The sequence below is a fragment of the Leifsonia sp. EB34 genome, from assembly GCF_041260585.1.
GTDB lineage: Bacteria > Actinomycetota > Actinomycetes > Actinomycetales > Microbacteriaceae > Leifsonia.
Map to the genome: position 1 here is coordinate 201,567 of NZ_JBGCCV010000001.1, position 21,899 is coordinate 223,465.

Here is a 21,899-nt window from a genome sequence, read left to right on the forward strand (position 1 = left end):
GTACGCGACACGCCGTGCGTGGACGTACACAAGTCCGGAACGGATCGCCCGCTAGACGAGGGTGAGGACGGAGGCGGGGTCGGCGAGGATGCGGCCGATGTCGGCCAGGAAGCGCGAGCCCTGCTCGCCGTCCACGATCCGGTGGTCGAACGTCAGCGCGAGCGTCAGCACGTCACGCAGCGCGATCTCGCCCCGATGCTCCCACGGCTGACGCCGCACGGCTCCGACCGCCAGGATCGCGGCCTCCCCCGGCGTCAGAATCGGGGTGCCCGCGTCCACGCCGAACACGCCCACATTGGTGATCGTGATCGTGCCGCCCGTCAGGGCGCTCGGCGGCGTCTTGCCCGAGCGCGCGGTGACCGCAAGCTCGCGGATCGCACCGGACAGCTCCGCCAGCGAGTGGCCGTCGGCGTCCCGGATGACCGGCACCAGCAGCCCGCGCGGGGTCGCCGCGGCGATGCCGAGGTTGATCGCGCGGGTCTGCACGATCTCCTGCGCGGCCTCGTCCCACTTGGAGTTGACCTCCGGGGTGCGCCGCGCCGCCAGGCACAGCGCCTTCGCGACGACCGCGAGGAGGCCGGGCCGGGCGTCGGCGAGTTCGGGCCGGGCGCGCAGGCGCTCGATCAGCTCGCTCGTCGGCGTGATGTCGACCGTGAGGAAGACCGTCGCCTGGGGGGCGCCGAACGCGCTGCGGACCATCGCGTCCGCGGTGGCCTTGCGGACGCCCTTGATCGGGATGCGGAGCTCGCCCGGGGCGGCCTCGGCTTTGGCCGGGGCCGCGGTCGCCGCCGCCGGTGCTTCGTAGGCGTCGAGGTCGGCGCGGGTCACCAGGCCCCGGTCTCCTGTGCCGGTGACGGCGGCGAGGTCGATGCCGCGCTCGCGAGCGAGCTTTCGGACCGGCGGGGTGGCGCGCGGGCGCTCCTGGACGGCGGCGGCCTGACCGGTCGCGGCAGGCTCGGCTGCGGCCTGCGGAGCTGCGGACGCCGCCGGCGACATGGCGACCGGCTGTGCCGACTCTGCGGCATTCCCGGCCAGAGCGTGCCCGGCCAGTCCCGGACGTGAACGCCGGGCCGGCCTCCCCTTCGCATCCGGCCGTGCGCCGTAACCCACCAGGACCGGCTCCCGGGTCTCGGACGAGCCGGCGTCCTCCGAGGGCGCCGCGGCCGGCGCCTCGGGCTCCGTCCCGGCCGCGCCCTCCACCTCGAACGCCAGCAGCGGCTCCCCCACCGCCACGGTCACGCCGGGCTCGACGTACAGCCGGGACACCGTCCCCGCGTACGGCGCAGGCAGCTCGACCAGCGCCTTGGCGGTCTCCACCTCGGCGACGATCTGGTTGAGGTGGACGACGTCGCCCACTGCGACATGCCAGCTCACCAGTTCCGACTCGGTGAGGCCCTCGCCGAGGTCCGGGAGCGCGAATTCCTTGACCGCCATCAGTCCTCCACTCCGCTCAGCGAGTTCGGGCGATCCATGACGCGGTCGATGCCGTCGAGGATCCGGTCGAGGTCGGGCAGGTGGTGGGCTTCCAGCCGGGCCGGCGGGTACGGGATGTCGTGGCCGGTGACGCGCACCGGCGCGTGCTCCAGGTGGTAGAAGCAGCGCTCGGTGATCGACGCGGAGATCTCCGCCCCGAGGCCGCCCGACAGCGCGGCCTCGTGTGTGACGACCAGCCGGCCGGTCTTCCGCACCGACGCCGCGACGGTGTCGAGGTCGAGCGGGGAGAGCGAGCGGAGGTCGATGACCTCCACCGAGATCCCCTCGTCCTCCGCCGCGAGCGCCGCGTCCGCCGCCATGTTCACCAGGCCGCCGTAGGTCACCAGCGTGACGTCGCTGCCCGCGGCGAGCACCCGCGCGGTGCCCATCGGGCGGGCGTCCGCGAGCGCGGCCTCCTCGTCCACCTCGCCCTTGGCGTGGTAGCGCCGCTTGGGCTCGAAGAACAGCACCGGATCGTCGGAGGCGATGGCCTGCTGGATCAGCGTGTAGGCGTCCTGCGGGTTCGACGGGCTCACGACCCGGAGTCCCGCGGCGTGCGCGAAGTACGCCTCCGGCGAGTCGGAGTGGTGCTCCGCGGCGCCGATGCCGCCCGCGAACGGCACGCGGATCGTGATCGGCATGCGAACGGCCCCGGCGGTGCGGTAGTGCATGCGCGCCACCTGGCTGACGATCTGGTCGAACGCCGGGTAGATGAAGCCGTCGAACTGGATCTCCACCACCGGGCGCAGCCCCTTGTACGCCATACCAACGGCGGTGCCGAGGATGCCGGACTCCGCCAGCGGGGAGTCCATGACGCGGCGCGGGCCGAACTCGGTCTGCAGGCCGTCCGTCACCCGGAACACGCCGCCGAGCGTGCCGATGTCCTCGCCCATGAGCACCACGCGGTCGTCCTCGGCGAGGGAACGGCGGAGGCCCGCGTTGATGGCCTTCGCCATGGTGAGCGCGGTCATCGGTCACCCCCGACGAACGTGCGCAGGTAGCGCGAGTAGTGGTCCCGCTCACGGGCGAGGCCGGTGTGCGGCTCGGCGTACACGTTGTCGAAGACCGACAGCGGCTCCGGGTCCTGCAGCGCGACGACGCCCTGGCGCATCTCGGCCGCGACGCGGTCGGCGTGCTCCTGGATGGCGGTCAGCCGCTCCGGGGTCAGCAGCCCCTCGGACGCGAGGTAGGCCTCCACGCGGGCGATCGGGTCTTTGGCGCGCCACTGGTCGAGCTCGGCCGGGTCGCGGTAGCGGCTCGGGTCGTCGGCGGTGGTGTGCGGCCCCATCCGGTAGGTGACGGCCTCGATGAAGGTCGGGCCGCCCCCGCTGCGGGCCCGGTCGAGGGCGGAGCGGGTCACGGCCATCACCGCGAGCACGTCGTTGCCGTCGACGCGGACGCTCGGCACGCCGAAGCCGGGCGCGCGCTCGGCGATCGGACGCTGCGCCTGCAGGCCGACCGGCTCGGAGATCGCGTACTGGTTGTTCTGGCAGAAGAAGATGACCGGCGCGGCGTAGGTCGCGGCGAAGATCAGCGCCTCGTTGACGTCGCCCTCGGAGGTGGCGCCGTCGCCGAAGTAGGCGATGGCGGCCGCGTCGGTGCCGTCGGCCTGGATGCCGATCGCGTACCCGGTGGCGTGCAGGGTCTGGGCGCCGATGATGACCTGCGGGGTCGCCATGTTGATGTCGTACGGGTTCCAGCCGGACTGGGTGGTGCCGCGCCACACGCGCAGCAGGTCGACCAGGCCGGCGCCGCGGCAGTAGGCGACGCCGTGCTCGCGGTAGCTGGAGAAGACGAAGTCGTCGCGGCGGAGGGCCCGGCCGGAGCCGATCTGGGCGGCCTCCTGGCCGAGCAGCGGAGGCCACAGGCCCAACTCGCCTTGACGCTGCAGAGCGGTCGCCTCGGAGTCGATGCGCCGGATGACGACCATGTCCTCGTAGAGGCCGAGGAGCTGGTCCGAGCCGATGTCGGAGACCCAGGCGTCGAAGCGGACGTCGCCGACGCGCTCGCCCTCGGGAGTCAACAGCCGGACGGTGTCGGCGTCGGCCGGAAGGTGGACGTCGTCCAGTCGGGTGTCGGGTTGATTGTCGATCGTCACGGTTCACGCAACCTTCACTCTCGCGTCCGGCGGCCCGCTTGTGGCAGGCGTCACCGGCTTCCGGCCTCCTTGCCGGAATTACTCGAAAGGTTACGCGCAGCGATCAGCGCGCACAACCGACGGCGTGTCGACCGTGCAGAGTGCACTATCACTGGTCGCGGCGAGGTGCTAGCTTTCACACTATGCGCACGTTCGACAGCACCGACAGACGCATCCTCGTCGCCCTCGCGGACGACCCCCGGTCGACCAACGTCTCGCTCGCCGACCGGCTGGGCCTCAGCCGCAACACGGTGCAGGCGCGGGTGGCCGAACTGGAGCGGAACGGGGCGTTCCTGTCGTTCGAGCGGCGCATCTCCGCGACCGCCGCCGGCTACCCGCTCGCGGCCTTCGTGACGGTGCACGTGCAGCAGCAGAAGCTCGCGGCGATCGTCGAGCACCTGGCCGGCATCCCCGAGATCGTGCAGGCGCACGGGCTGTCCGGGCCGTCCGACCTGCTGCTGCGCGTGGTGTGCACCGACGCGGAAGACCTCTTCCGGATCACGGGGGCGATCCAGTCCACCGACGGGGTGGAGCGTGCGGAGACGTCGCTCGACATGGGCGAGCTGATCCCGTACCGGTTGCGGCCGCTGCTCACGCGCGACGCCTAATCCGTGGCGCTCGAGCGAGACCAGGTGCGAGCGCGGTGCAGTGCGAGCAGGACTCCCCCGATGAGCAGGGCCAGGCCCGCGAGTTCGATCAGCGGAGGGAGACGCGCCTCCCAGACGAAGACGTACGTCAGTCCCGCCACGACCTGCAGGACCACCATCTGACCAGCGATCGACACGGGAAGCGTCGCGGACGCGTGATTCCACAGCACCGTCCCCAACCACGAGACGATCACCCCGAGGACAACGCTGGAGACGATGATCGGTCCGAGTTCGAGGACGTCGAGGCCCCCGCTCGACGCCGCGAACGGGAGCGCGGCCAGCGCCCAGCCCAGGGCGCACACGCCCATGAGCGTCGACCAGTTCGCCGACGAGACGGCCGGATTCTCCCTCAGGAACCGGGCATTCATCAGCGCATACGACGTCCACAGCGCCAGCGCCAGGACTGTCGCCCCCACGCCCGCGAAGAGCTGGGACGCTGAACGCCCTTCGATCCCGCTCCCCCAATCCAACTCGACCGCGTAAGTCCCGGCGAGACCGACGGCGACGACCATCAGTGGCAGGACCAACCGAGACATCGCGATCTCACGTCGCATCCACCCGCCGGTGAGTGCGACGGCCACGGGCAGAACGCCCATGATCACCGTGGCTATGGTCGCTCCGGCCAACCGGATCCCGAGCACCAGCAGGAGGTAGTAGCCGAAGTGCCCGGTCAGCGAGAAAAGAGCTGCTCGGCGCCACTCACGGGCACCGATCCCGACCAGCGTTCGCCGCCGCCGCGCGAGCAGGATGCTCACCGAGACCACACCGAAACACAGGTAGCGGCCGATGGCCAAAGCGACCGAATCGGCGCCATCGACGACCACCGGAAGAAAGAACGCAAGGCCCCACGCGAGGTTGGCTCCGACCCCGCAGATCATCCCAGCCCAGATGGATCGCGGGTCCAGCCGTGTCCTTGGATAAAATGTGAGCATACGAGACTATAACGTCTACGCAAGAATAATATTTACCGACCGTGGAGTTAAACGCGAAGGCCGCGCCGACGTGAGTCGGCGCGGCCTTCGTTACATACGGGAGCTCAGCTCTCGACGGTCTCCACGGCGCCCTCGGCGGGCTCCACGGGTCCGGCGGAGGCGGCGTCGCGGCCGTGGGTGTCCGCCTCGTCGGCGAGCACCGGGGCGAGCGACAGCTTTCCGCGGTCGTCGATCTTGGTGATCTCCACCAGGATCTTCTGGCCGACGTTGAGGACGTCCTCGACGTTCTCGACGCGCTTGCCACCGGCGAGCTTGCGCACCTCGGAGATGTGCAGCAGGCCGTCCTTGCCCGGGAGCAGCGAGACGAACGCGCCGAACGCGGCGATCTTGACGACGGTTCCGAGGAACTGCTCGCCGACCTCCGGGTTCGTCGGGTTCGCGATCGCGTTGACCTGGGCGCGGGCCGCCTCGGCCGACGGGCCGTCGGTGGCGCCGATGTAGACGGTGCCGTCCTCCTCGATGGAGATGTCGGCGCCCGTCTCGTCCTGGATGGCGTTGATCGTCTTGCCCTTCGGGCCGATCAGCTCACCGATCTTGTCGACCGGGATCTGGACCGAGATCACGCGCGGCGCGGTCGGGGCCATCTCGTCGGGGGCGTCGATCGCGGCGTTCAGCACGCTCAGGATGGTCGTGCGAGCATCCTTGGCCTGCTTCAGCGCGCCCGCCAGCACCGACGACGGGATGCCGTCGAGCTTGGTGTCGAGCTGGATCGCGGTGACGAACTCGCTGGTGCCGGCGACCTTGAAGTCCATGTCGCCGAGCGCGTCCTCCGCGCCCAGGATGTCGGTGAGGGCCGCGTAACGGGCCTCACCGTCGATGACGTCGGAGATCAGGCCCATGGCGATGCCGGCGACCGGGGCGCGCAGCGGCACACCGGCGTTCAGCAGCGACAGGGTGGACGCGCAGACGGAGCCCATCGAGGTCGAGCCGTTGGAGCTCAGCGCCTCGGAGACCTGACGGATCGCGTACGGGAACTCCTCGCGGGTCGGCAGCACCGGCACGAGCGCGCGCTCGGCCAGGAAGCCGTGCCCGATCTCGCGACGCTTCGGCGAACCGACGCGGCCGGTCTCACCGGTCGAGTACGGCGGGAAGTTGTAGTGGTGCAGGTAGCGCTTCTTGGTGACCGGCGACAGCGAGTCGATCTGCTGCTCCATCTTGAGCATGTTCAGCGTGGTGACGCCCAGGATCTGGGTCTCGCCGCGCTGGAAGATGGCCGAGCCGTGGACGCGCGGGATGACCTGCACCTCGGCGTCGAGCGGACGGATGTCGGTCAGGCCGCGGCCGTCGATGCGGATGCCCTCGCGCAGCACACGGCCGCGCATGACCACCTTGGACACCGACTTGTACGCTGCGGAGAACTGCGTGAGCACCTCCGCGTCGAGCACGCCGGCCTCCACCTTCTCGGTGAGGGCGACCTTGACGCGCTCCTTGAGGGCGTCGTCGGCGTTCTGGCGCTCGATCTTGTCGGCGATCTGGTAGACGTTCACCAGCTCGTCGTAGGCGAGACCGGCGACGTTGTCGTAGGTCTCCTTCGAGTAGGGCAGGAACACCGGGTAGTCGGCGACCGGCTTCGCAGCCTGCTGCGCGAGCACGGTCTGAGCGGCCACCAGCTGGCGGATGAACGGCTTGGCGGCCTCCAGACCCTGGGCGACGACCTCCTCGTTCGGCTTGACGGCGCCGCCCTGGATGAGGTTCCAGCTGCCTTCGGTGGCCTCCGCCTCGACCATCATGATCGCGACGTCGCCCTCGGAGCCGTCCTCGTTGGTGAGGACGCGACCGGCGACGACGAGGTCGAAGACGGCCTCCTCGAGCTGCGAGGCCTTCGGGAAGGCGATCCACTGGTCTTCGTGCTGGCCGTTGCCGGGGATGAGCGCGAGGCGCACACCGGCGATCGGGCCGGAGAACGGCAGGCCGGAGATCTGGGTGGAGGCGCTGGCCGCGTTGATGGCGAGCGCGTCGTAGAACTCGTCCGGAGCGATGCTGAGGACGGTGATGACGATCTGGACCTCGTTGCGGAGGCCCTCGACGAACGACGGGCGCAGCGGCCGGTCGATCAGACGGCAGACCAGGATCGCCTCGGTGGAGGGGCGGCCCTCACGACGGAAGAACGAGCCGGGGATCTTGCCGGCGGCGTACGAGCGCTCCTCGACGTCGACGGTCAGCGGGAAGAAGTCGAAGTTGTCCTTCGGGTGCTTGCTGGCGCTCGTCGCGCTCAGCAGCATGGTCTCCTCGTCGAGGTAGGCGGCGACGGCGCCCTGCGCCTGCTGGGCGAGGCGTCCGGTCTCGAACCGGACGGTGCGGGTGCCGAAGCGTCCATTGTCGAGGACTGCTTCGGCGAACTTGATTTCGGGACCTTCCAAGAGGTCTTTCTCCTTTGTTTAACGTCGCAGCCCCGTCTGGGCGCGACTCCACAAGGCCCGACTCGGCGAATTGCGCGGTCGGGCTGGGAGCGAGCAGGCAGTTCGACACGGCTTTCCGTGTACGCGGCATCCCATGCGGGTGCGTGGGCTGAGCCCGTCTGGCCATCAGTAGAAATACACGGTTGCGGTTGTGCCTCACGCACAGCGCATCCGGATACCACCACCGAGGACCAGCTCCTGCCAGCCTGCTCCGGCGGCCGACGCTCGGCCGACCACTCGAATCCTATCAGTCGTGGTGCTCGGTAGCCTGGAATTCGGGGATCAGAGGGCGAGCGTGGCCCGCGCGGCTTCCGCCAGCGCCGCCCCGTACGACGGGCCGTGCCCGGCGGCGTGCACCGCCAGCGGGTGGAGTTGGTGCAGCGGCACGCGCTCCCGCCAGCCCGCGCGCAGCGGCCGGGCGGCGTGGTAGCCGGCGAGGATGTCGCCGAGGTGCGGAGCGCCGAACAGCGCGAGCATGGCCAGGTCGGTCTCCCGGTGGCCGCCGTGCGCCGCCGGGTCGATGAGGACGGCGCCCTCCGGCGACCAGAGCACGTTGCCGGTCCAGAGGTCGCCGTGCAGGCGGGCGGGAGGCTCGTCGTCGTCGAACGCGCCAGCCTCCACCCGGGCGAGGGCGGCCTCCACGACCTCCCGCTGCTGCGCGGTGAGGTTGCCGGCGCGCTCCGCGGGGTCGAGGTACGGCCGGACGCGGTCGCGCGCGTAGAAGCGGCCCCACGTCGGCTCGTGGGCGACTGGGAGCGGCCGGCGGCCGATGAAGAGCGGGCCGTCCCAGCCGTCGGGCGGGGCGCCGAACGCCGCGGCGCCTGCGGCATGCGTGACGGCCAGCGCGGCGCCGAACGCGCGAGCCGCGTCGGGCGTCGGCCGGGCCTCCGCGACCGCCTCCAGCTCGATCCGGCCCGGGGACGCGTCGACCACGTGCACGACTCGGGCGCCGCCGTCGCGCTCGGCATCGCACAGCCAGCGCAGGCCCGCGGCCTCCGCCTCGAAGAAGAGGGCGGGCGCGTCGGGGCGTTGCTTGACGATCGTGCGCACGCCCTCCACGGTACTCAGCCGAGCCGGGGCCCGCTCAGCGCGAACGGATCAGGAGAGCTTCTTGTTGATCTCCGCGAGCGAACGACTGATCGCCTTCCCGCCGTCCTCCATCGAGGCTCCCCCGTAGAAGACCGCCTCCTCGAGGTTGTTCAGTCGCCACATCGCCGTTTTGGGTTGGAAGTCGCGCCCGGGCTGACCGGACGCCACGCTCGTTCCTCCCGCGTACAGGTAGCCCGCGATGGTGCGTGCAAGGTAGAGCAGTTCTGCCTGCTCGGCATCCGAAAGTGCCATGTGTCTCTCTCTTTCTGTTGTGAGATTGCGTTACTTGCCGGCGAGGCCGAGAGGGGCCGCCTTGCGGTTGATCTCGGCGAGACTGCGGGAGATTGCGTTGCCCTTGTCCGCCATGGAGGTTCCGCCGGCGAACACGGCGGCCTCCAGAGTGTCGAGACGATGCATCAGGGAATTCACCGCGAAGTCGCGACCCACGAGCCCGGAGGACACGCTCGCGCCTCCGGCATAGAGAAAGCCGGCCACGGTGCGCATCGCATCCAGCAACTCGCGCTGCTGGTTGTCGCTGAGACCGCCGAGAAACGGTCCTCCCGACGGACCGGAGCCCCCGACGTACTTCTCGAAATCGACGTTCGCCCCGTTGATCTTCAGCGAGATGTGCAGATGCGGACCGTCGACTTTCTCGCCGGTGGCTCCGGAGGCCGCGATGCGCTGCCCCTGCTGGACGGACTGCCCGGCCGCGACCGAGATGGAGCTCAGGTGCAGGTATTCCGTGCGCGTACCGTCGAGGTGGTCGAGGAAGACCATGCGTCCCCCCGAGCCCGATGTCGAGTTATCGACGCCGGCGACGCGGCCGGCCTTGACGGCCACGACCTCGGTTCCTGTGGCGCACGCATAGTCGGTGCCAGGATTCACACTCGGCGGATTCCGTCGGGTGTGGGCGGTGAAGTTGTCGGTCACGCTACGGACGGAGGTGGGAAAGATGTATTCGGGCGCGGCTGAAGCCGGCGCCGACGCGTCGGTGACCCTCCACCCCACCGCGGCCAGCGTCGACAGCGCGGTCGCGGCGAGCAGGGCGTCTCTGCGTGAAACTCGACTATCCATAAGGAGGAGCATATGTATAACTCCTCAGAAATGCTAATTCCAGACACCAGCTCGGCGAAACAATAACGTGCGGCGACGACCGTCCGCGGCCGCCGCCACCGCGATCCCGGCCAGCGTCCCGAGTGTGTTCGCGAGCAGGTCGCGCGGGTCGCTCACCCGGGCCGGCAGGAAGAGCTGCACGAACTCGATGGTCAGCGTCGCCGCCGCGCCGATCGCGAACGCCAGCCACCACCGCCAGCGCCCCAGCAGCACGGCGAACAGGAAGCCCATCGGCACGAACAGCAGGATGTTCGCCGTGAACTCCACCACGTCGTAGTCGATCCACGCCAGCAGCGGCGTCGCCGCGAACGACGCGAGCAGCCCCTCCAGCAGCAGGTTGCGGTGCGGGTCGGCCGTGGCCGGGTTCAGCGTGATCCAGGCCACCAGCAGCAGGTAGCCGGCGGTGATTGCGAGGAGGACGCGGCGGAGCATCCTCCTATGCTTGCGCACATGAGCACCGCCTTCCGCATCCCGATGTCCGGGCGCTCGACCGACGAGGAGAATCGCGTCTCCAGCCCGCTCGAGCTGCTCTTCGACCTGACGTTCGTCGTCGCCGTCGCCCAGGTCTCCGCGCAGCTCGCCCGCGCGACCGAGCAAGGTCACGCGCTGACCAGCGTCGGCCCCTACCTCATGGTGTTCTTCGCCATCTGGTGGGCCTGGATGAACTTCACCTGGTTCGCGTCGGCCTACGACACCGACGACGTGCCCTACCGGCTGATGACGATGGTGCAGATGGGCGGCGTGCTGGTGCTGGCGGCGGGAGTGCCTGCCGCGTTCGAGCGCCAGGATTTCACCGCCATCATCATCGGCTACGTCATCATGCGGCTGGCGATGGTCGGCCAGTGGGTGCGCGCCGCGGTCGAGCATCCCGGCGGGCGCACGACGGCGAGGCGCTACGCGATCGGGATCGCGGCGGTGCAGGTGCTCTGGGTGGCGTGGGGGTTCCTGCCCGTCGAGCAGAAGCTGTGGACGTTCCTGCTCGCGGGGCTGCTGGAGCTGCTGGTGCCGGTGTGGGCGGAACGGCCGAGGATGACTTCCTGGCATCCGCACCACATCGCCGAGCGGTACGGGCTGTTCACGATCATCGTGCTCGGGGAGTCCGTGTCGGCCTCCGCGATCGGGGTGCAGAGCGGCCTGGCGGCGCACGGCGTCTCCCCCGCCCTGGTCGTCATCGCGGCGGCGGGACTGGTGCTGCTGTTCGCGCTGTGGTGGCTGTACTTCCTGGAGCCCGCGGCCGAAGGGCTGCAGTCGAACCGCGGGAAGTCGTTCTACTGGGGCTACGGGCACTACTTCGTGTTCGCGTCACTGGCGGCGCTCGGGGCGGGCCTGGAGGTCGCGGTCCAGCGCGGTGCGGCGCACGCGGCGGTGTCGGACACGGCCGTCGAGTACGCGATCGCGATCCCGGTGGCGGTGTTCCTGCTGCTGCTCTACGTGCTGCACGCGCCGCTGGTGCCGGAGGTGGTGGTGCGGCCGCTGAAGACCGCGATCACGATCCTGCTGGTGCTGGTGGCGCCGCTGGCGTCGCCGGTGATCGGACTCGCGGGGGTGGCGATCGTCATCGCGCTGGCGGCGGCTGCGCTGGTCGCGGCGACCTTGGTCGATCGCGTCCTCACCGCACGCCGCGCCGACAGCGACTAGCGCCGCCGCGATTCGTGCCGAGTGTGGGGAGTGGCGGCGGCAATCGCCACATTCGTGACGAATGTGCGGGGCCGGGGAACGCGGAACGGGCCGCCACCCGGAGGTGACGGCCCGTTCGCAAGAAGCTCGCGGTGTCGATCGAAGACCGACCTGCGCGGTGTTATCGACGCAGACCGAGGCGCTCGATGAGGGCGCGGTAGCGGTTGATGTCGATGTCCGACAGGTAGCCGAGCAGGCGGCGACGCTGACCGACCAGGAGGAGCAGGCCACGACGCGAGTGGTGGTCGTGCTTGTGCTCCTTGAGGTGCTCGGTGAGGTCCTTGATCCGCTTGGTCAGGATGGCGACCTGAACCTCGGGGGATCCGGTGTCACCGGGGTGGGTCGCGTACTCTTCGATGATCGCCTTCTTGGTCTCTGCATCCAGTGCCATAGAGGGGATCCCCTTTCTCTCGTTGCGCGGTGCCCGGGGCCGAATGCCTGGGCTCTCTTTCTCCGCGGCCGTTCAGACGGCAACCTGACGAGTTTAGCAGACGGGGATGCCCGCGCCGTCCGCGCGAGACGGTCCTCCCGACCTCACCGCGGCTCCGGTTCGAGGAGCCCGAAGCCGGCGCCGAGCGCATCCGTGACGATCGCCCAGCGGCCCACACCCGCGGCGGCGACCGGGGCCTCGAGGACGTTCCCGCCGAGCTCGGTCAGCCGCAGCACGGCGGCGTCGAGGTCGGCCACGCCGAAATAGACCAGCCAGTGCGCCGGCACCCCGGAAGCCGCCGTCGTCGCGCCGGCGACGTTGGCGGGGCCCACGTCGAAGAGCCCGTACGGCTGATCGTTGACCCGCATCTCGCTCACCGCGACGCCGAGCACCTCCTCGTAGAAGGGGAACGTGCTCCGGTAGTCGGGCGCCACGAGCTCCAGCCAGTCGACGGCGCCGGGCTCGTCGCGCAGCCACGGGGAGTCCTGGTCGCGCTGCCAGATCCCGAGCACCGCGCCGGCCGGGTCGGCGACGATGGCCATCCGCACTCCGGGCATGATCTCGCCCGGCGGGAGGAGGACCGCTCCCCCGGTCTCCGTGGCCGCCGCCGCGGACGCGTCGATGTCCGCCACGGCGAAGTACACGGTCCAGACCGGGCGCGCCATGCCGGGTGGGAACGGCCCGACGGCGGCGACCGGCGTGTCCTTCAGGGAGGCGACCGCATACCCGCCGTGGGCGGGGTCGGCCTCGGGGACGTGCCAGCCGAGCAGCGAACGGTAGAACGAGGCGGCGGCGCCCGGGTCGGAGGTCTGGAGGTCGACCCAGACGGGCGTGCCGGGAGGGAACTCGGTGACGATCGGCATGGCGCAGAGGCTACTCGCGTCGTGGGTCAGCCGGGCAGCCCCCGCAGCACCTCGTCCAGCGCCTCCACCGCGACCGCCGCCGGGTCGTTTCCCTCGCCGCGCACCGCCCACCAGAGCAGCGCAGAGAAGTTCGCCGAGCTGATCGCGTCGGCGAGCACCTGCGCCCGCAGCGCCTCCGGCGACACCTCGAGCCGGCGGCCGATGAACTCCGCGAGGAGGTCGCGGTTCGCGCCCAGCCGGGTGAGCCCGAACCCGATCAGCGCCGGGTCGGAGGCCATCAGCTTCAGCCGGAAGCGGGTCGCCTCGATTCCCTCGGGCCCGAGGTCGAGCGACTCCGTGATGGCGCGCGCGATCACGTCGCGCGGCCGCTCCTCCGCCGGCGCCGTGTCCAGCACCGCGTGCATCCGCTCGACCACCGGCTCCAGCCCACCCCAGACCAGGTCGGGCTTCGACGGGAAGTAGCGGAACAGCGTGCGCCGCCCGATGCCGGCGAGCGCGGCGATCTCGTCCATCGTGGTGGCCTCGTAGCCGTGCTGCTCGAAGTGCCGGAGGGCCAGCAGCGCGACCCGGTCGGGGTCGACGTCGGCGCGCCGGCCGCGGCGGCGCGGCACGGATTCGGCTTCGAGCGAATTCATGGTCTCCATTATGGCACTCGGTGTTATAAATAGTCCGACGCCCGTTCGAGCGCCGACGATGTCATCGACTCAAGGAGTACAGCAGTATGAGCAGCAACGGAACCGGCCGCTTCGCCGGAAAGACCGCCATCGTGACCGGGGCCGGCTCCGGCATCGGCAAGGCGACCGCCCTCCGCCTCGCTTCCGAGGGCGCACGCGTGGTCGGCAGCGACATCTCCGCCGACCGGCTGGCGGCCCTGGTGGAGGAGAGCCCGGAGCTCGACATCGTCACCGTCGCGGGCGACGTCTCCAGCGAGGAGACCATCGCCGCGGTGCTGGAGGCCGCGGGCGGGCGCGTCGACGCCCTCGCCAACGTCGCCGGCATCATGGACGGCTTCCTCCCCGCCGCGGAGGTCGACGACGCGACCTGGGACCGCGTGTTCCTGGTCAACGTCACCGCGATCATGCGCCTCACCCGCGCGGTCCTCCCCCTCATGGTGGCGGCGGGCAGCGGCTCGATCGTGAACGTGTCGTCGGAGGCGGGCCTCCGCGGGTCGGCGGCGGGCGCGGCCTACACGGCCTCCAAGCACGCGGTCATCGGCCTCACCAAGAGCACGAGCGTCTTCTACGCGCCGAACGGCGTGCGCACCAACGCAGTCGCGCCGGGCGGGGTCATCACGAACGTGGACGGCACCTTCACGTCGCAGCTCGCGGGCGAGCGTCTCGGCCCGATCATGCAGACCAACGTGCCGCCGGTGGCGCACCCGGAGCAGCTCGCGGCCGCGATCACCTGGCTGCTCAGCGACGACTCGGCCAACATCTCCGGTGTCGTGCTGGCGTCGGACGGCGGCTGGTCGGCGATCTGACCCGGCTACTCCCGCTCCCGACGCGCCGAGGCGGCCGGCGCCCCCGCGTGGGTGCGGCCGACCGCCTCGGCGAGGAGGCGGACGCCGTCGGGGATGTCCTCGGCGGCGATCGCCCCGAACCCGAGCAGGAGACCCTCCCAACCGCCGGTCGCGGCGAACCGCGGCAGAGCCTGCACGGCCACCCCTGCGACCGCCGCGGCGGCGGCCACCCGGGCCGAGTCGAAGGCGACGCCGTCGGTCGGCCGGAGGGCGAGATGCAATCCGGCCGCGGACGGGACCACGTCCAGCCTGCCCTCCAGCAGCCTCCCGGCCTCCCGGCCGATCAGGGCGTGACGCTCCTCGTACACGCGCCGCGCCCTCCGCAGGTGCGAAGCGAAGGCTCCGGAGTCGAGCAGGCTCGCCATCGCGGCCTGCGTGACGACGTCGTTGTGCCAGTCCGTCAGCCGCTTGGCGCTGCGGAGCGCGGGGACGAGCGACGGCGGCGCCACCACGAACCCGAGCCGGAGGCCGGGCAGCATCGTCTTGGAGAACGTGCCGACGTAGACGACCCGGCCGTCGGCGTCCAGGCGCTGCAACGGGTCGAGCGCCCGCGCGCCGAAACGGTACTCGCTGTCGTAGTCGTCCTCCACCACCACCGCGTCGTGCCGCGCCGCCCACTCGAGCAGCGCGGTGCGCCGCTCCAGCGGGAGCACGCCGCCGAGCGGGAACTGGTGGGAGGGCGTCACGTAGACCAGCCGGGCCGGCGGCATCAAGTCGACCCGGAGGCCCTGGTCGTCCACCGGCACCGGCACGACACGCGCGCCGAGCTGCTCGAAGAGCTGGCGGACCGGCGGGTAGCCCGGGTCCTCCACGGCCACCGTGTCGCCGGGGCTCAGCAGAGTGCGGCCCAGGAGGTCGAAGGCCTGCTGCGCGCCGCTGGTGACCACGACGTCCTCGGCGGTGGCCGTCACCGAGCGCGCGAGACCGAGGTGCCGGGCGATCGCAGCGCGCAGCCGTTCCGGACCGGCGGGATCCGCGTAATGGGCCGTGCGCAGCGCCGGGCCGCGGAGCGCGGCTGCGACGCTGCGCCGCCACGCGTCGGCCGGGAACAGCGCCGGGTCGGGCGACCCCACGCTGAAGTCGTAGGCGATCGGGTGCGGCTCCGACCAGAGCGGATCGGCGAGATCCCGCCACGCGGGCGCCGGTCGCGCGGCGGCCGGGCGACGCGACGGCCGCTCGCCCGTCGCCGCGGGCAGCGCCACGAAGGTGCCGGAGCCCACGCGCGCGACCAGGTAGCCCTCCGCCGTCAGCCGCTCGTAGGCGGTCGCCACGGTGCTGCGCGAGACCCCGAGGCTCGCCGCGAGCTCGCGGGTGGCGGGCAGTCGCTCGCCGCGGCGCAGCCGGCCGTCGAGAACCGCGTCGCGCAGCCCGCGGTAGACGCGCTCGGTGCGGTCGCCGCGCCCCTCGATCGACACGTGGATGTCCGTGACGGCCTCCCCGAATGGTCTGGTAAAAACTTCCAGAATTGGATCTTACAACCAGCCAATAGCGCCCCTACGGTGGAGCCATGACAGACACCTCGATCATCGAAACCGTCGCCACCGCCGACCACCCGGCCCCCGTCGAACGGGTGCAGGTCTCCGCCGTCGTCCCCGACGGCTACCGCAAGGTCATCAACCTCGACGGCTACGTCGGCAACGCGGTGGAGGCGCCGCTCGGCGACCTCATCAAGCTCCGCGCCTCCCAGCTCAACGGCTGCAGCTACTGCGTCGACATGCACTCCGTCGACCTGCAGGACGGCGGCTACCCGCTCCGCAAGGTGTTCGCGGTCTCCGCCTGGCGGGAGTCCCCCTGGTTCACCGAGCGCGAGCGCACCGCGCTGGAGCTGACCGAAGCCGTCACCTTGATCCACCAGGGCGGCGTGAGCGAGGAGCTGTACGCGCGCGCGATCGCCGAGTTCGGCGAGGTGGACTTCGCGAACCTCCTCCTCGCGATCGGCACGATCAACATCTGGAACCGGATCGCGATCCCCACCCACCTGCAGCCGCCGGCGCTCTGAGCGCCACCAGACGCACGAAGGGCACGTGGACACCGAGCCGTGTCCACGTGCCCTTCGACACGACCAGTGGAGGTCAGCTCACGCCGAGCAGGTCGATCACGAAGATCAGGGTCTTGCCCGAGAGCGGGTGACCGCCGCCGGCCGGGCCGTAGGCGAGCGCCGGCGGGACGGTCAGCTTGCGACGGCCGCCGACCTTCATGCCGGGGATGCCGTCCTGCCAGCCCTTGATCAGGTTGTTGAGCGGGAAGTTGATGGACTGCCCGCGGCTCCACGAGGAGTCGAACTCCTCACCCGACTCGTACTCGACGCCCAGGTAGTGCACGTCGACCTTGGAGCCGGGGGTCGCCTCCGGGCCTGCGCCCTCGACGATGTCCACGATCTCGAGGGTCGTGGGGGCCGGGCCCTCGGGAGCGTCGACCTCGGGCTTCTGATTGGTGTTCTCTGCCATGCACCCATCCAACCGTCGCAGGACCTCTACGTCAAAAGTCTTGCAATCCGGGCGAGCCTGGGGCAGGCTAGACGCATAACTCGACGACCCGGGAGCGTTGCAGGCATCGCCGCACCACCGGGCGTCGGGTCTTTAACGGCCTGTGCTTGCTTGTCGATCCTCTCCGAGGCGGTCCTGGCCCAGCCTCGCTTATCCGAAGACCTTTCCCGGATTCAGTATCCCTAAGGGGTCGAACACCGACTTGAGCTTCACCTGCAGCTCGTAGGAGTCCGGTCCGAGCTCCTCCGCCAGCCAGCGGCGCTTCAGCACGCCGACACCGTGCTCGCCGGTGAGGGTGCCCCCGAGCGCGACCGCGGTGCGGAACAGGTCGCCCGCGGCGTCCCAGACCGCCTGCCCGACCGTGTCGCCTTCGGTGATGAAGTTGGGGTGCAGGTTGCCGTCGCCCGCGTGCGCGACGGTCGGGATGGCGATGCCGTAGCGCTCGGCGATCCGCTCGATCGCCGCGAACATCTCCGGCATCCGTGACCGCGGCACCGCGACGTCCTCGATGAGCACCGTCCCGCTCGCCGCGAGCGCCGGATGGAACGCCCGCCGGATCGCGAGCAGGCGCTCGCCCTCCTCCGCGTCGGCGGCGACGCGCACGGTGCCGCCGGTCTCCGCGATCAGCGTGCTCGCGCGCGCGGCGTCTGCGGCGGCGGCCGGCCCGTCGAACTGAACGAGCAGGTACGCCGCTCCCCCGGTCGCGCCCAGCGCCTCCCGGATGGTCTGCTCGCCGAGGTGGGCGGAGATGCGCTCCAGCGCCGGGCCGTCCAGCAGCTCCATGATCGCGGGGCGCAGGTGCGCGGCCGTCACCCGCGCGGCGGCGTCGGAGGCCGCCCGCACGTCCGCGAACAGCGCGCCGAGCGTCGTCGGCTCTCCCTGCGGCAGCGGGAGGACGCGGACCGTCGCGCCCACGATCACGCCGAGCGTGCCCTCCGAGCCGACCAGCAGCGAGGTGAGGTCGTAGCCGGTGACGCCCTTGACGGTGCGATGGCCGGTGCGCAGGAAGCGCCCGTCGGCGAGCACCACGTCCAGGCCGAGCACGGCCTCCCGGGTCACGCCGTACTTGGCGCAGAGCAGCCCGCCGGCGTTCGTCGCGATGTTGCCGCCGACGGTGGAGATCGCCTTGCTCGCCGGGTCGGGCGCGAAGAACAGCCCGAACGGCTCGAGGGCGACGTTGAGGTCGGCGTTCACGACGCCCGGCTCGACCACTGCGAGCTGATCCTCGGTGGAGATCTCGAGGATGCGGTCCATACGCGCGACGCTCAGGACGAGGGAGCCGGCGGTCGCGTTGGCGCCGCCGGCCAGGCCGGTGCCGGCCCCGCGCGGCACGACCGGCACCCGGAACTCGGAGGCCGCACGCAGCGCCGCCTGCACGTGCTCGACGCTGCGGGCGTTCACGATCGCGAGCGGGAGACCGTCCGCCACCCAGCCGGAGTGGTCGCCGCGGGCGGCGTCGAGGTGGTCGGGATCGACGGACAGCACGTCGTCCGCGTCCTCGCCGAGCGCCGCCGTGAGCCAGTCGATGACATCCATGACGTCATGCTAACGGCGTCGCGCTCATGTCCGATTTCCGCTATCGGATGTCGGTGGCCCGTGTCACGCTGGGAGGCATGAGCAGCACTCCGTCCACGAACGGCGTCCGGGGCAGCGCCGCCGACCGGCTCGCCGACCCGGTCTTCGCGCAGCGCTACCGGGCGATGAGCGCGAGGGACGCCCGCTTCGACGGCCAGTTCATCACCGGCGTCCACTCGACCGGCATCTACTGCCGGCCGAGCTGCCCCGCGGTGACGCCCAAAGCCGACAACGTGACCTTCTACCTGACCGCCGCCGCCGCGCACGAGGCCGGGCTGCGGGCCTGCAAGCGCTGCCTCCCCGACGCCGTCCCCGGCTCGCCGGAATGGAATGTCCGCGACGACCTCGCCGCACGCGCCATGCGCCTGATCGCCGACGGCACGGTCGAGCGGGAGGGCGTGCCCGGGCTCGCGCACCGTCTCGGCTACACGCCGCGCCACCTCGGCCGCGTGCTCACCGCCGAGCTGGGAGCCGGCCCGCTCGCGCTCGCCCGCGCCCACCGGGCGCAGACGGCCCGGCTGCTGCTGGCGGGCACGGACATGCCGGTCACCGACGTGGCGTTCGCTGCCGGCTTCTCCAGCGTGCGGCAGTTCAACGAGACGATGGCCGAGATCTACCACGTGACGCCGGGGGCGATCCGGGGGTCCGCGCGCCGCCGGCCCGGGATCGCGCACGGGCCGATGGTGGTGGGCGCCGCAGCGGGGGCGTCGCTGACGCTGCGGCTGCCGGCGCGCGCGCCGTTCGACGGCGGGCGCGTGCTCGCGTTCCTGGGGGCGCGGGCGATCGAGGGAATGGAGGCCGCGGTGACGGGGGCGGCCGACTCGGCCGCCGCCATCGCCCCTTCGTACAGCAGGGCCCTCCGCCTCCCGCACGGCCCCGCGACCATCCGCCTCACCCTCGCCGGCGACGCCGACGCCCCCGCGGTCGAGTGCGAGGCGACCCTCGCGGACATGGCCGACCTCGCTCCGCTGGTCGCGCGGGTGCGGCGCCTCCTCGACCTGGACGCCGACGCGGAGGCCATCGACGCCGCGCTCGCGGCCGACCCCGTGCTCGCACCCGCGGTGGCTGCGGCGCCGGGGATCCGGGTCCCCGGCGCGGTCGACCCGGAGGAGATCCTGTTCCGCGCCCTGATCGGGCAGCAGGTCTCGGTGCCGGCCGCACGCACCGCGCTCGCCCGCCTCACCGCCGCGCTCGGCGAGCCGGTGGCGATCGGCGGCTTCACGCGGCTGTTCCCGACCGCGGCGGCGATCGCCGAACGCGGCAGGGAGGTGCTGCGCGGGCCGGGCAAGCGCATCGACGCGATCGTCGGCGCCGCCGCGGCGCTGGCGGACGGCTCGCTCGCGATCGACGTCGGCGAGTCCCGTGCCGAGCTCGAGGCCCGGCTGGTGGCGCTGCCCGGCATCGGCCCGTGGACCGCCGGCTACGTCGCCCTCCGGGTGCTCGGCAGCCCGGATGTGCTGCTCACCGGCGACCTGGCGCTGCGGCAGGGCGCGGCGCGGCTGGGCCTCCCGGCGGAGCCGCGCGAGCTCGCCGCGCGCGGGGCGCTCTGGGCACCCTGGCGCAGCTACGCCGGGATGCACCTGTGGGAGAGCGCGCACGAGGCGCAGCGGGAGGCGCGCGAGCAGAAGGACGCGCAGCGCCCGACGCGTCCGACGCGGCGCAGCCCCGGGAGCGCTCGCGGCGCGTAGGATCGCACCCACAGGGCCACCGTGACGGCCCGCCCATAAATACGTGCATTCCGGTCGAGGAGGGAGCGCTCTCGTGCCCTCGATCGCCGTCGTGATCCCCGCGCTCGACGACGCCGAGATGCTGGCCCGCTGCCTCTCCGACCTGGCCGCTCAGCTCCGTCCGGCGGATGAGATCATCGTCGTGGACAACGGCAGCTCCGACGACACCGCGGCCGTCGCCCGGGCCGGCGGCGCCCGCGTGCTGGAGCAGCCGGTCCGGGGGATCTTCCCCGCGGCCGCCACCGGGTACGACGCCGCAAGCGCCGACATCGTCGCGCGGCTGGACGCCGACTCCCGGCCTCCCGTCGACTGGCTGCTGCACATCGAGGCCGAGTTCGTGGACGATCCGTCGATCGGCGTGCTCACCGGCCCCGGCGTCTTCTACGACGGCAACACGTTCGTCGCCGGGCTCGGCCAGCTCCTCTACATCGGCGGCTACTTCTGGTCGATGGAGATCTGGCTCGGTCACCCGCCGATCTTCGGCTCCAACTTCGCGATGCGCCGCGAGGTCTGGCGGGAGGTCCGCGGGCGCGTGCACCGCGACCTGCGCGAAGTGCACGACGACCTCGACCTCGCCATCCACCTCGACCCCGGGGTGGTCGTGCGCTACGACGAACGACTGCTGGTCGGCATCTCGTCGCGGCCGTTCTCGACCTGGCGGGGCTTCGGGCGGCGCATCCGCTGGGCGTTCGGCACGCTGCGCATGCACCTGCCGGAGGAGACCCCCTGGCGCCGGCGTGCCGCACGGCGGCGGTGGGAGGCCGAGCACACGGAGGAGGCGCCGGGCGCGATCGCCTGAGCGGCCCGGCGCGCGCGGGTTCTGCGCGTTGTGGGCGCTCTCGGCGCCCGTCCCGGTTCGTGTCGGCGGGCTCCCGACCGATAGGTTGGACAGTGTGAGATTCTCGCACCTCAGCACCACTCCGGACTCGCACCCGCGCCTGGCAGCCGTCATCGGAGACGGCGCGCTCTTCCTCGACGAGCTCCTGACCGACGCGCCCCGCGACCTCCAAGACCTCATCGAGCGCGGCGACGCGACCCTGACCCAGGTGCGCGCCCTCGTCGACGAGGCCGTCGCCGCCGGCGCGCCGCTCGTCCCCGTGCACGAGCTGCGGCACGCCTCGGCCGTGCTGCGGCCGCCGCAGGTGATCGCGATCGGCGCCAACTACGCCGCGCACGCCTCCGAGCTGAAGCTGCGCAGCGAGAAGGCGGCGACCGTGTTCTCGCTCTGGCCCAACTCCCTCGCCGGACACGGCGGCACCACGAGCTGGCCGGAGGACCTCACCACCCAGGTCGACTACGAGGCCGAGCTCGGCGTCATCATCGGCAAGCCCGCGCGCAACGTCTCCGTGCGCGACGCCCTCGACTACGTGTGGGGCTACACGGTCGTCAACGACATCACCGCCCGCGACCTCCAGTTCTCGGAGGCGCAGTGGTCGCGCTGCAAGTCGTTCGACGGCTTCACGCCCAACGGCCCGGTGGTCGTCACGGCCGACGAGATCGCCGACCCGCAGGACCTCTGGCTCACCACGAACGTGGACGGCGCGATCCTGCAGGACGCGTCCACTGCCGACATGGTGCGCTCGGTCGCCGAGATCATCGAGTTCCTGTCCCGGTCGGCCACGATCCTGCCCGGCACGCTGATCTCCACGGGCAGCCCGGGCGGCGCCGGCTACTCGCGCACTCCCCCGGTGTTCCTGCACGACCGCTCGACCGTGACGGTCTCGATCGGCGGGATCGGCTACCTGACGACGTACTGCCGCGTCACCTGAGGC

The 21,899-nt window shown here is 71.6% G+C and carries 22 protein-coding genes; 7 read left to right on the forward strand and 15 right to left on the reverse strand.

Features of this window, described 5'->3' with window-relative positions; all coding sequences use genetic code 11:
- Positions 1 to 51 precede the first annotated feature (51 nt).
- Genes ABIA36_RS00995 through pdhA form a run of 3 tightly spaced genes read right to left on the reverse strand, consistent with a single transcriptional unit; the run spans position 52 to position 3,565 of the window.
- Positions 52 to 1,434 carry a dihydrolipoamide acetyltransferase family protein gene (locus ABIA36_RS00995; RefSeq protein ID WP_369960349.1) on the reverse strand — a complete coding sequence of 461 codons (1,383 nt, stop codon included), beginning with the start codon at positions 1,432 to 1,434 and terminating at the stop codon, positions 52 to 54.
- The gene (locus tag ABIA36_RS01000; protein WP_369960351.1) at positions 1,434 to 2,444 is read right to left on the reverse strand and encodes an alpha-ketoacid dehydrogenase subunit beta; all 1,011 of its coding nucleotides are present in this window, start codon (positions 2,442 to 2,444) and stop codon (positions 1,434 to 1,436) included. The genes ABIA36_RS00995 and ABIA36_RS01000 overlap by 1 nt, the downstream gene beginning before the upstream one ends.
- Positions 2,441 to 3,565, reverse strand: a complete 1,125-nt coding sequence (pdhA, locus tag ABIA36_RS01005; RefSeq protein ID WP_369962048.1) for a pyruvate dehydrogenase (acetyl-transferring) E1 component subunit alpha — start codon at positions 3,563 to 3,565, stop codon at positions 2,441 to 2,443. Before pdhA ends, ABIA36_RS01000 begins: the two co-directional genes overlap by 4 nt.
- A 188-nt stretch (positions 3,566 to 3,753) precedes the next feature.
- On the opposite strand from pdhA, the gene ABIA36_RS01010 reads away from it, so the two are divergent.
- Positions 3,754 to 4,218, forward strand: a complete 465-nt coding sequence (locus ABIA36_RS01010) for an Lrp/AsnC family transcriptional regulator (RefSeq protein WP_369960353.1) — start codon at positions 3,754 to 3,756, stop codon at positions 4,216 to 4,218.
- Here ABIA36_RS01010 and ABIA36_RS01015 read toward each other — a convergent pair.
- The 6 genes from ABIA36_RS01015 to ABIA36_RS01040 all read right to left on the reverse strand — a co-directional run bounded on the left by ABIA36_RS01015 (position 4,215) and on the right by ABIA36_RS01040 (position 10,282).
- Complete coding sequence (locus ABIA36_RS01015) at positions 4,215 to 5,189, reverse strand: DMT family transporter (protein ID WP_369960355.1); 975 nt, start codon at positions 5,187 to 5,189, stop codon at positions 4,215 to 4,217. The two genes, ABIA36_RS01010 and ABIA36_RS01015, sit on opposite strands and share 4 nt — an antisense overlap.
- Positions 5,190 to 5,293: 104 nt before the next feature.
- Positions 5,294 to 7,609, reverse strand: coding sequence for a polyribonucleotide nucleotidyltransferase (locus ABIA36_RS01020; protein ID WP_369960357.1), 2,316 nt, complete (start codon positions 7,607 to 7,609; stop codon positions 5,294 to 5,296).
- Positions 7,610 to 7,930: 321 nt separating this feature from the next.
- Positions 7,931 to 8,689: a fructosamine kinase family protein gene (locus ABIA36_RS01025; RefSeq protein WP_369962049.1), complete on the reverse strand. Its 759-nt coding sequence runs from the start codon at positions 8,687 to 8,689 to the stop codon at positions 7,931 to 7,933.
- Between the two features lie 57 nt (positions 8,690 to 8,746).
- Positions 8,747 to 8,989, reverse strand: coding sequence for a hypothetical protein (locus ABIA36_RS01030; protein WP_369960359.1), 243 nt, complete (start codon positions 8,987 to 8,989; stop codon positions 8,747 to 8,749).
- Positions 8,990 to 9,019: 30 nt separating this feature from the next.
- Positions 9,020 to 9,823 (reverse strand): M23 family metallopeptidase, encoded by an 804-nt coding sequence (locus tag ABIA36_RS01035; RefSeq protein ID WP_369960361.1) that lies wholly within the window; start codon positions 9,821 to 9,823, stop codon positions 9,020 to 9,022.
- Positions 9,824 to 9,844: 21 nt separating this feature from the next.
- Positions 9,845 to 10,282, reverse strand: coding sequence for a VanZ family protein (locus tag ABIA36_RS01040; protein WP_369960363.1), 438 nt, complete (start codon positions 10,280 to 10,282; stop codon positions 9,845 to 9,847).
- Between the two features lie 18 nt (positions 10,283 to 10,300).
- Here ABIA36_RS01040 and ABIA36_RS01045 point away from each other — a divergent pair, with 18 nt between their 5' ends.
- Positions 10,301 to 11,488 (forward strand): low temperature requirement protein A, encoded by a 1,188-nt coding sequence (locus ABIA36_RS01045; protein WP_369960365.1) that lies wholly within the window; start codon positions 10,301 to 10,303, stop codon positions 11,486 to 11,488.
- Between the two features lie 160 nt (positions 11,489 to 11,648).
- Here the strand turns inward: ABIA36_RS01045 and rpsO are convergent, their stop codons facing one another.
- The 3 genes from rpsO to ABIA36_RS01060 all read right to left on the reverse strand — a co-directional run bounded on the left by rpsO (position 11,649) and on the right by ABIA36_RS01060 (position 13,455).
- Positions 11,649 to 11,918 (reverse strand): 30S ribosomal protein S15, encoded by a 270-nt coding sequence (rpsO, locus tag ABIA36_RS01050; RefSeq protein WP_185277889.1) that lies wholly within the window; start codon positions 11,916 to 11,918, stop codon positions 11,649 to 11,651.
- Between the two features lie 143 nt (positions 11,919 to 12,061).
- Positions 12,062 to 12,820, reverse strand: coding sequence for a VOC family protein (locus tag ABIA36_RS01055; RefSeq protein ID WP_369960367.1), 759 nt, complete (start codon positions 12,818 to 12,820; stop codon positions 12,062 to 12,064).
- 26 nt (positions 12,821 to 12,846) lie between these two features.
- Positions 12,847 to 13,455 (reverse strand): TetR family transcriptional regulator, encoded by a 609-nt coding sequence (locus tag ABIA36_RS01060; protein ID WP_369960369.1) that lies wholly within the window; start codon positions 13,453 to 13,455, stop codon positions 12,847 to 12,849.
- Between the two features lie 86 nt (positions 13,456 to 13,541).
- On the opposite strand from ABIA36_RS01060, the gene ABIA36_RS01065 reads away from it, so the two are divergent.
- A complete protein-coding gene (locus tag ABIA36_RS01065) occupies positions 13,542 to 14,300 on the forward strand; it encodes an SDR family NAD(P)-dependent oxidoreductase (protein ID WP_369960371.1) in 759 nt (252 codons plus the stop codon).
- A 5-nt stretch (positions 14,301 to 14,305) separates the two neighbouring features.
- Here the strand turns inward: ABIA36_RS01065 and ABIA36_RS01070 are convergent, their stop codons facing one another.
- Positions 14,306 to 15,754 (reverse strand): PLP-dependent aminotransferase family protein, encoded by a 1,449-nt coding sequence (locus tag ABIA36_RS01070; RefSeq protein WP_369960373.1) that lies wholly within the window; start codon positions 15,752 to 15,754, stop codon positions 14,306 to 14,308.
- Between the two features lie 92 nt (positions 15,755 to 15,846).
- Between ABIA36_RS01070 and ABIA36_RS01075 the strand changes: the two genes are divergently transcribed.
- On the forward strand, positions 15,847 to 16,338 hold the full coding sequence (locus ABIA36_RS01075; protein WP_369960375.1) for a carboxymuconolactone decarboxylase family protein: 492 nt from the start codon (positions 15,847 to 15,849) through the stop codon (positions 16,336 to 16,338).
- 73 nt (positions 16,339 to 16,411) lie between these two features.
- Here ABIA36_RS01075 and ABIA36_RS01080 read toward each other — a convergent pair whose 3' ends face one another.
- Both ABIA36_RS01080 and ABIA36_RS01085 read right to left on the reverse strand, forming a co-directional pair.
- Positions 16,412 to 16,786, reverse strand: a complete 375-nt coding sequence (locus tag ABIA36_RS01080; protein WP_369960377.1) for an FKBP-type peptidyl-prolyl cis-trans isomerase — start codon at positions 16,784 to 16,786, stop codon at positions 16,412 to 16,414.
- Positions 16,787 to 16,975: 189 nt separating this feature from the next.
- Positions 16,976 to 18,361, reverse strand: a complete 1,386-nt coding sequence (locus tag ABIA36_RS01085; protein ID WP_369960379.1) for an FAD-binding oxidoreductase — start codon at positions 18,359 to 18,361, stop codon at positions 16,976 to 16,978.
- Between the two features lie 77 nt (positions 18,362 to 18,438).
- Between ABIA36_RS01085 and ABIA36_RS01090 the strand changes: the two genes are divergently transcribed.
- The 3 genes from ABIA36_RS01090 (at position 18,439) to ABIA36_RS01100 (ending at position 21,896) form a co-directional block, all read left to right on the forward strand.
- Positions 18,439 to 20,088, forward strand: a complete 1,650-nt coding sequence (locus ABIA36_RS01090; protein WP_369960381.1) for an AlkA N-terminal domain-containing protein — start codon at positions 18,439 to 18,441, stop codon at positions 20,086 to 20,088.
- Positions 20,089 to 20,161: 73 nt separating this feature from the next.
- A complete protein-coding gene (locus ABIA36_RS01095; RefSeq protein WP_369960383.1) occupies positions 20,162 to 20,926 on the forward strand; it encodes a glycosyltransferase family 2 protein in 765 nt (254 codons plus the stop codon).
- Positions 20,927 to 21,020: 94 nt separating this feature from the next.
- Positions 21,021 to 21,896 (forward strand): fumarylacetoacetate hydrolase family protein, encoded by an 876-nt coding sequence (locus ABIA36_RS01100; RefSeq protein ID WP_369960385.1) that lies wholly within the window; start codon positions 21,021 to 21,023, stop codon positions 21,894 to 21,896.
- Positions 21,897 to 21,899: the final 3 nt, after the last annotated feature.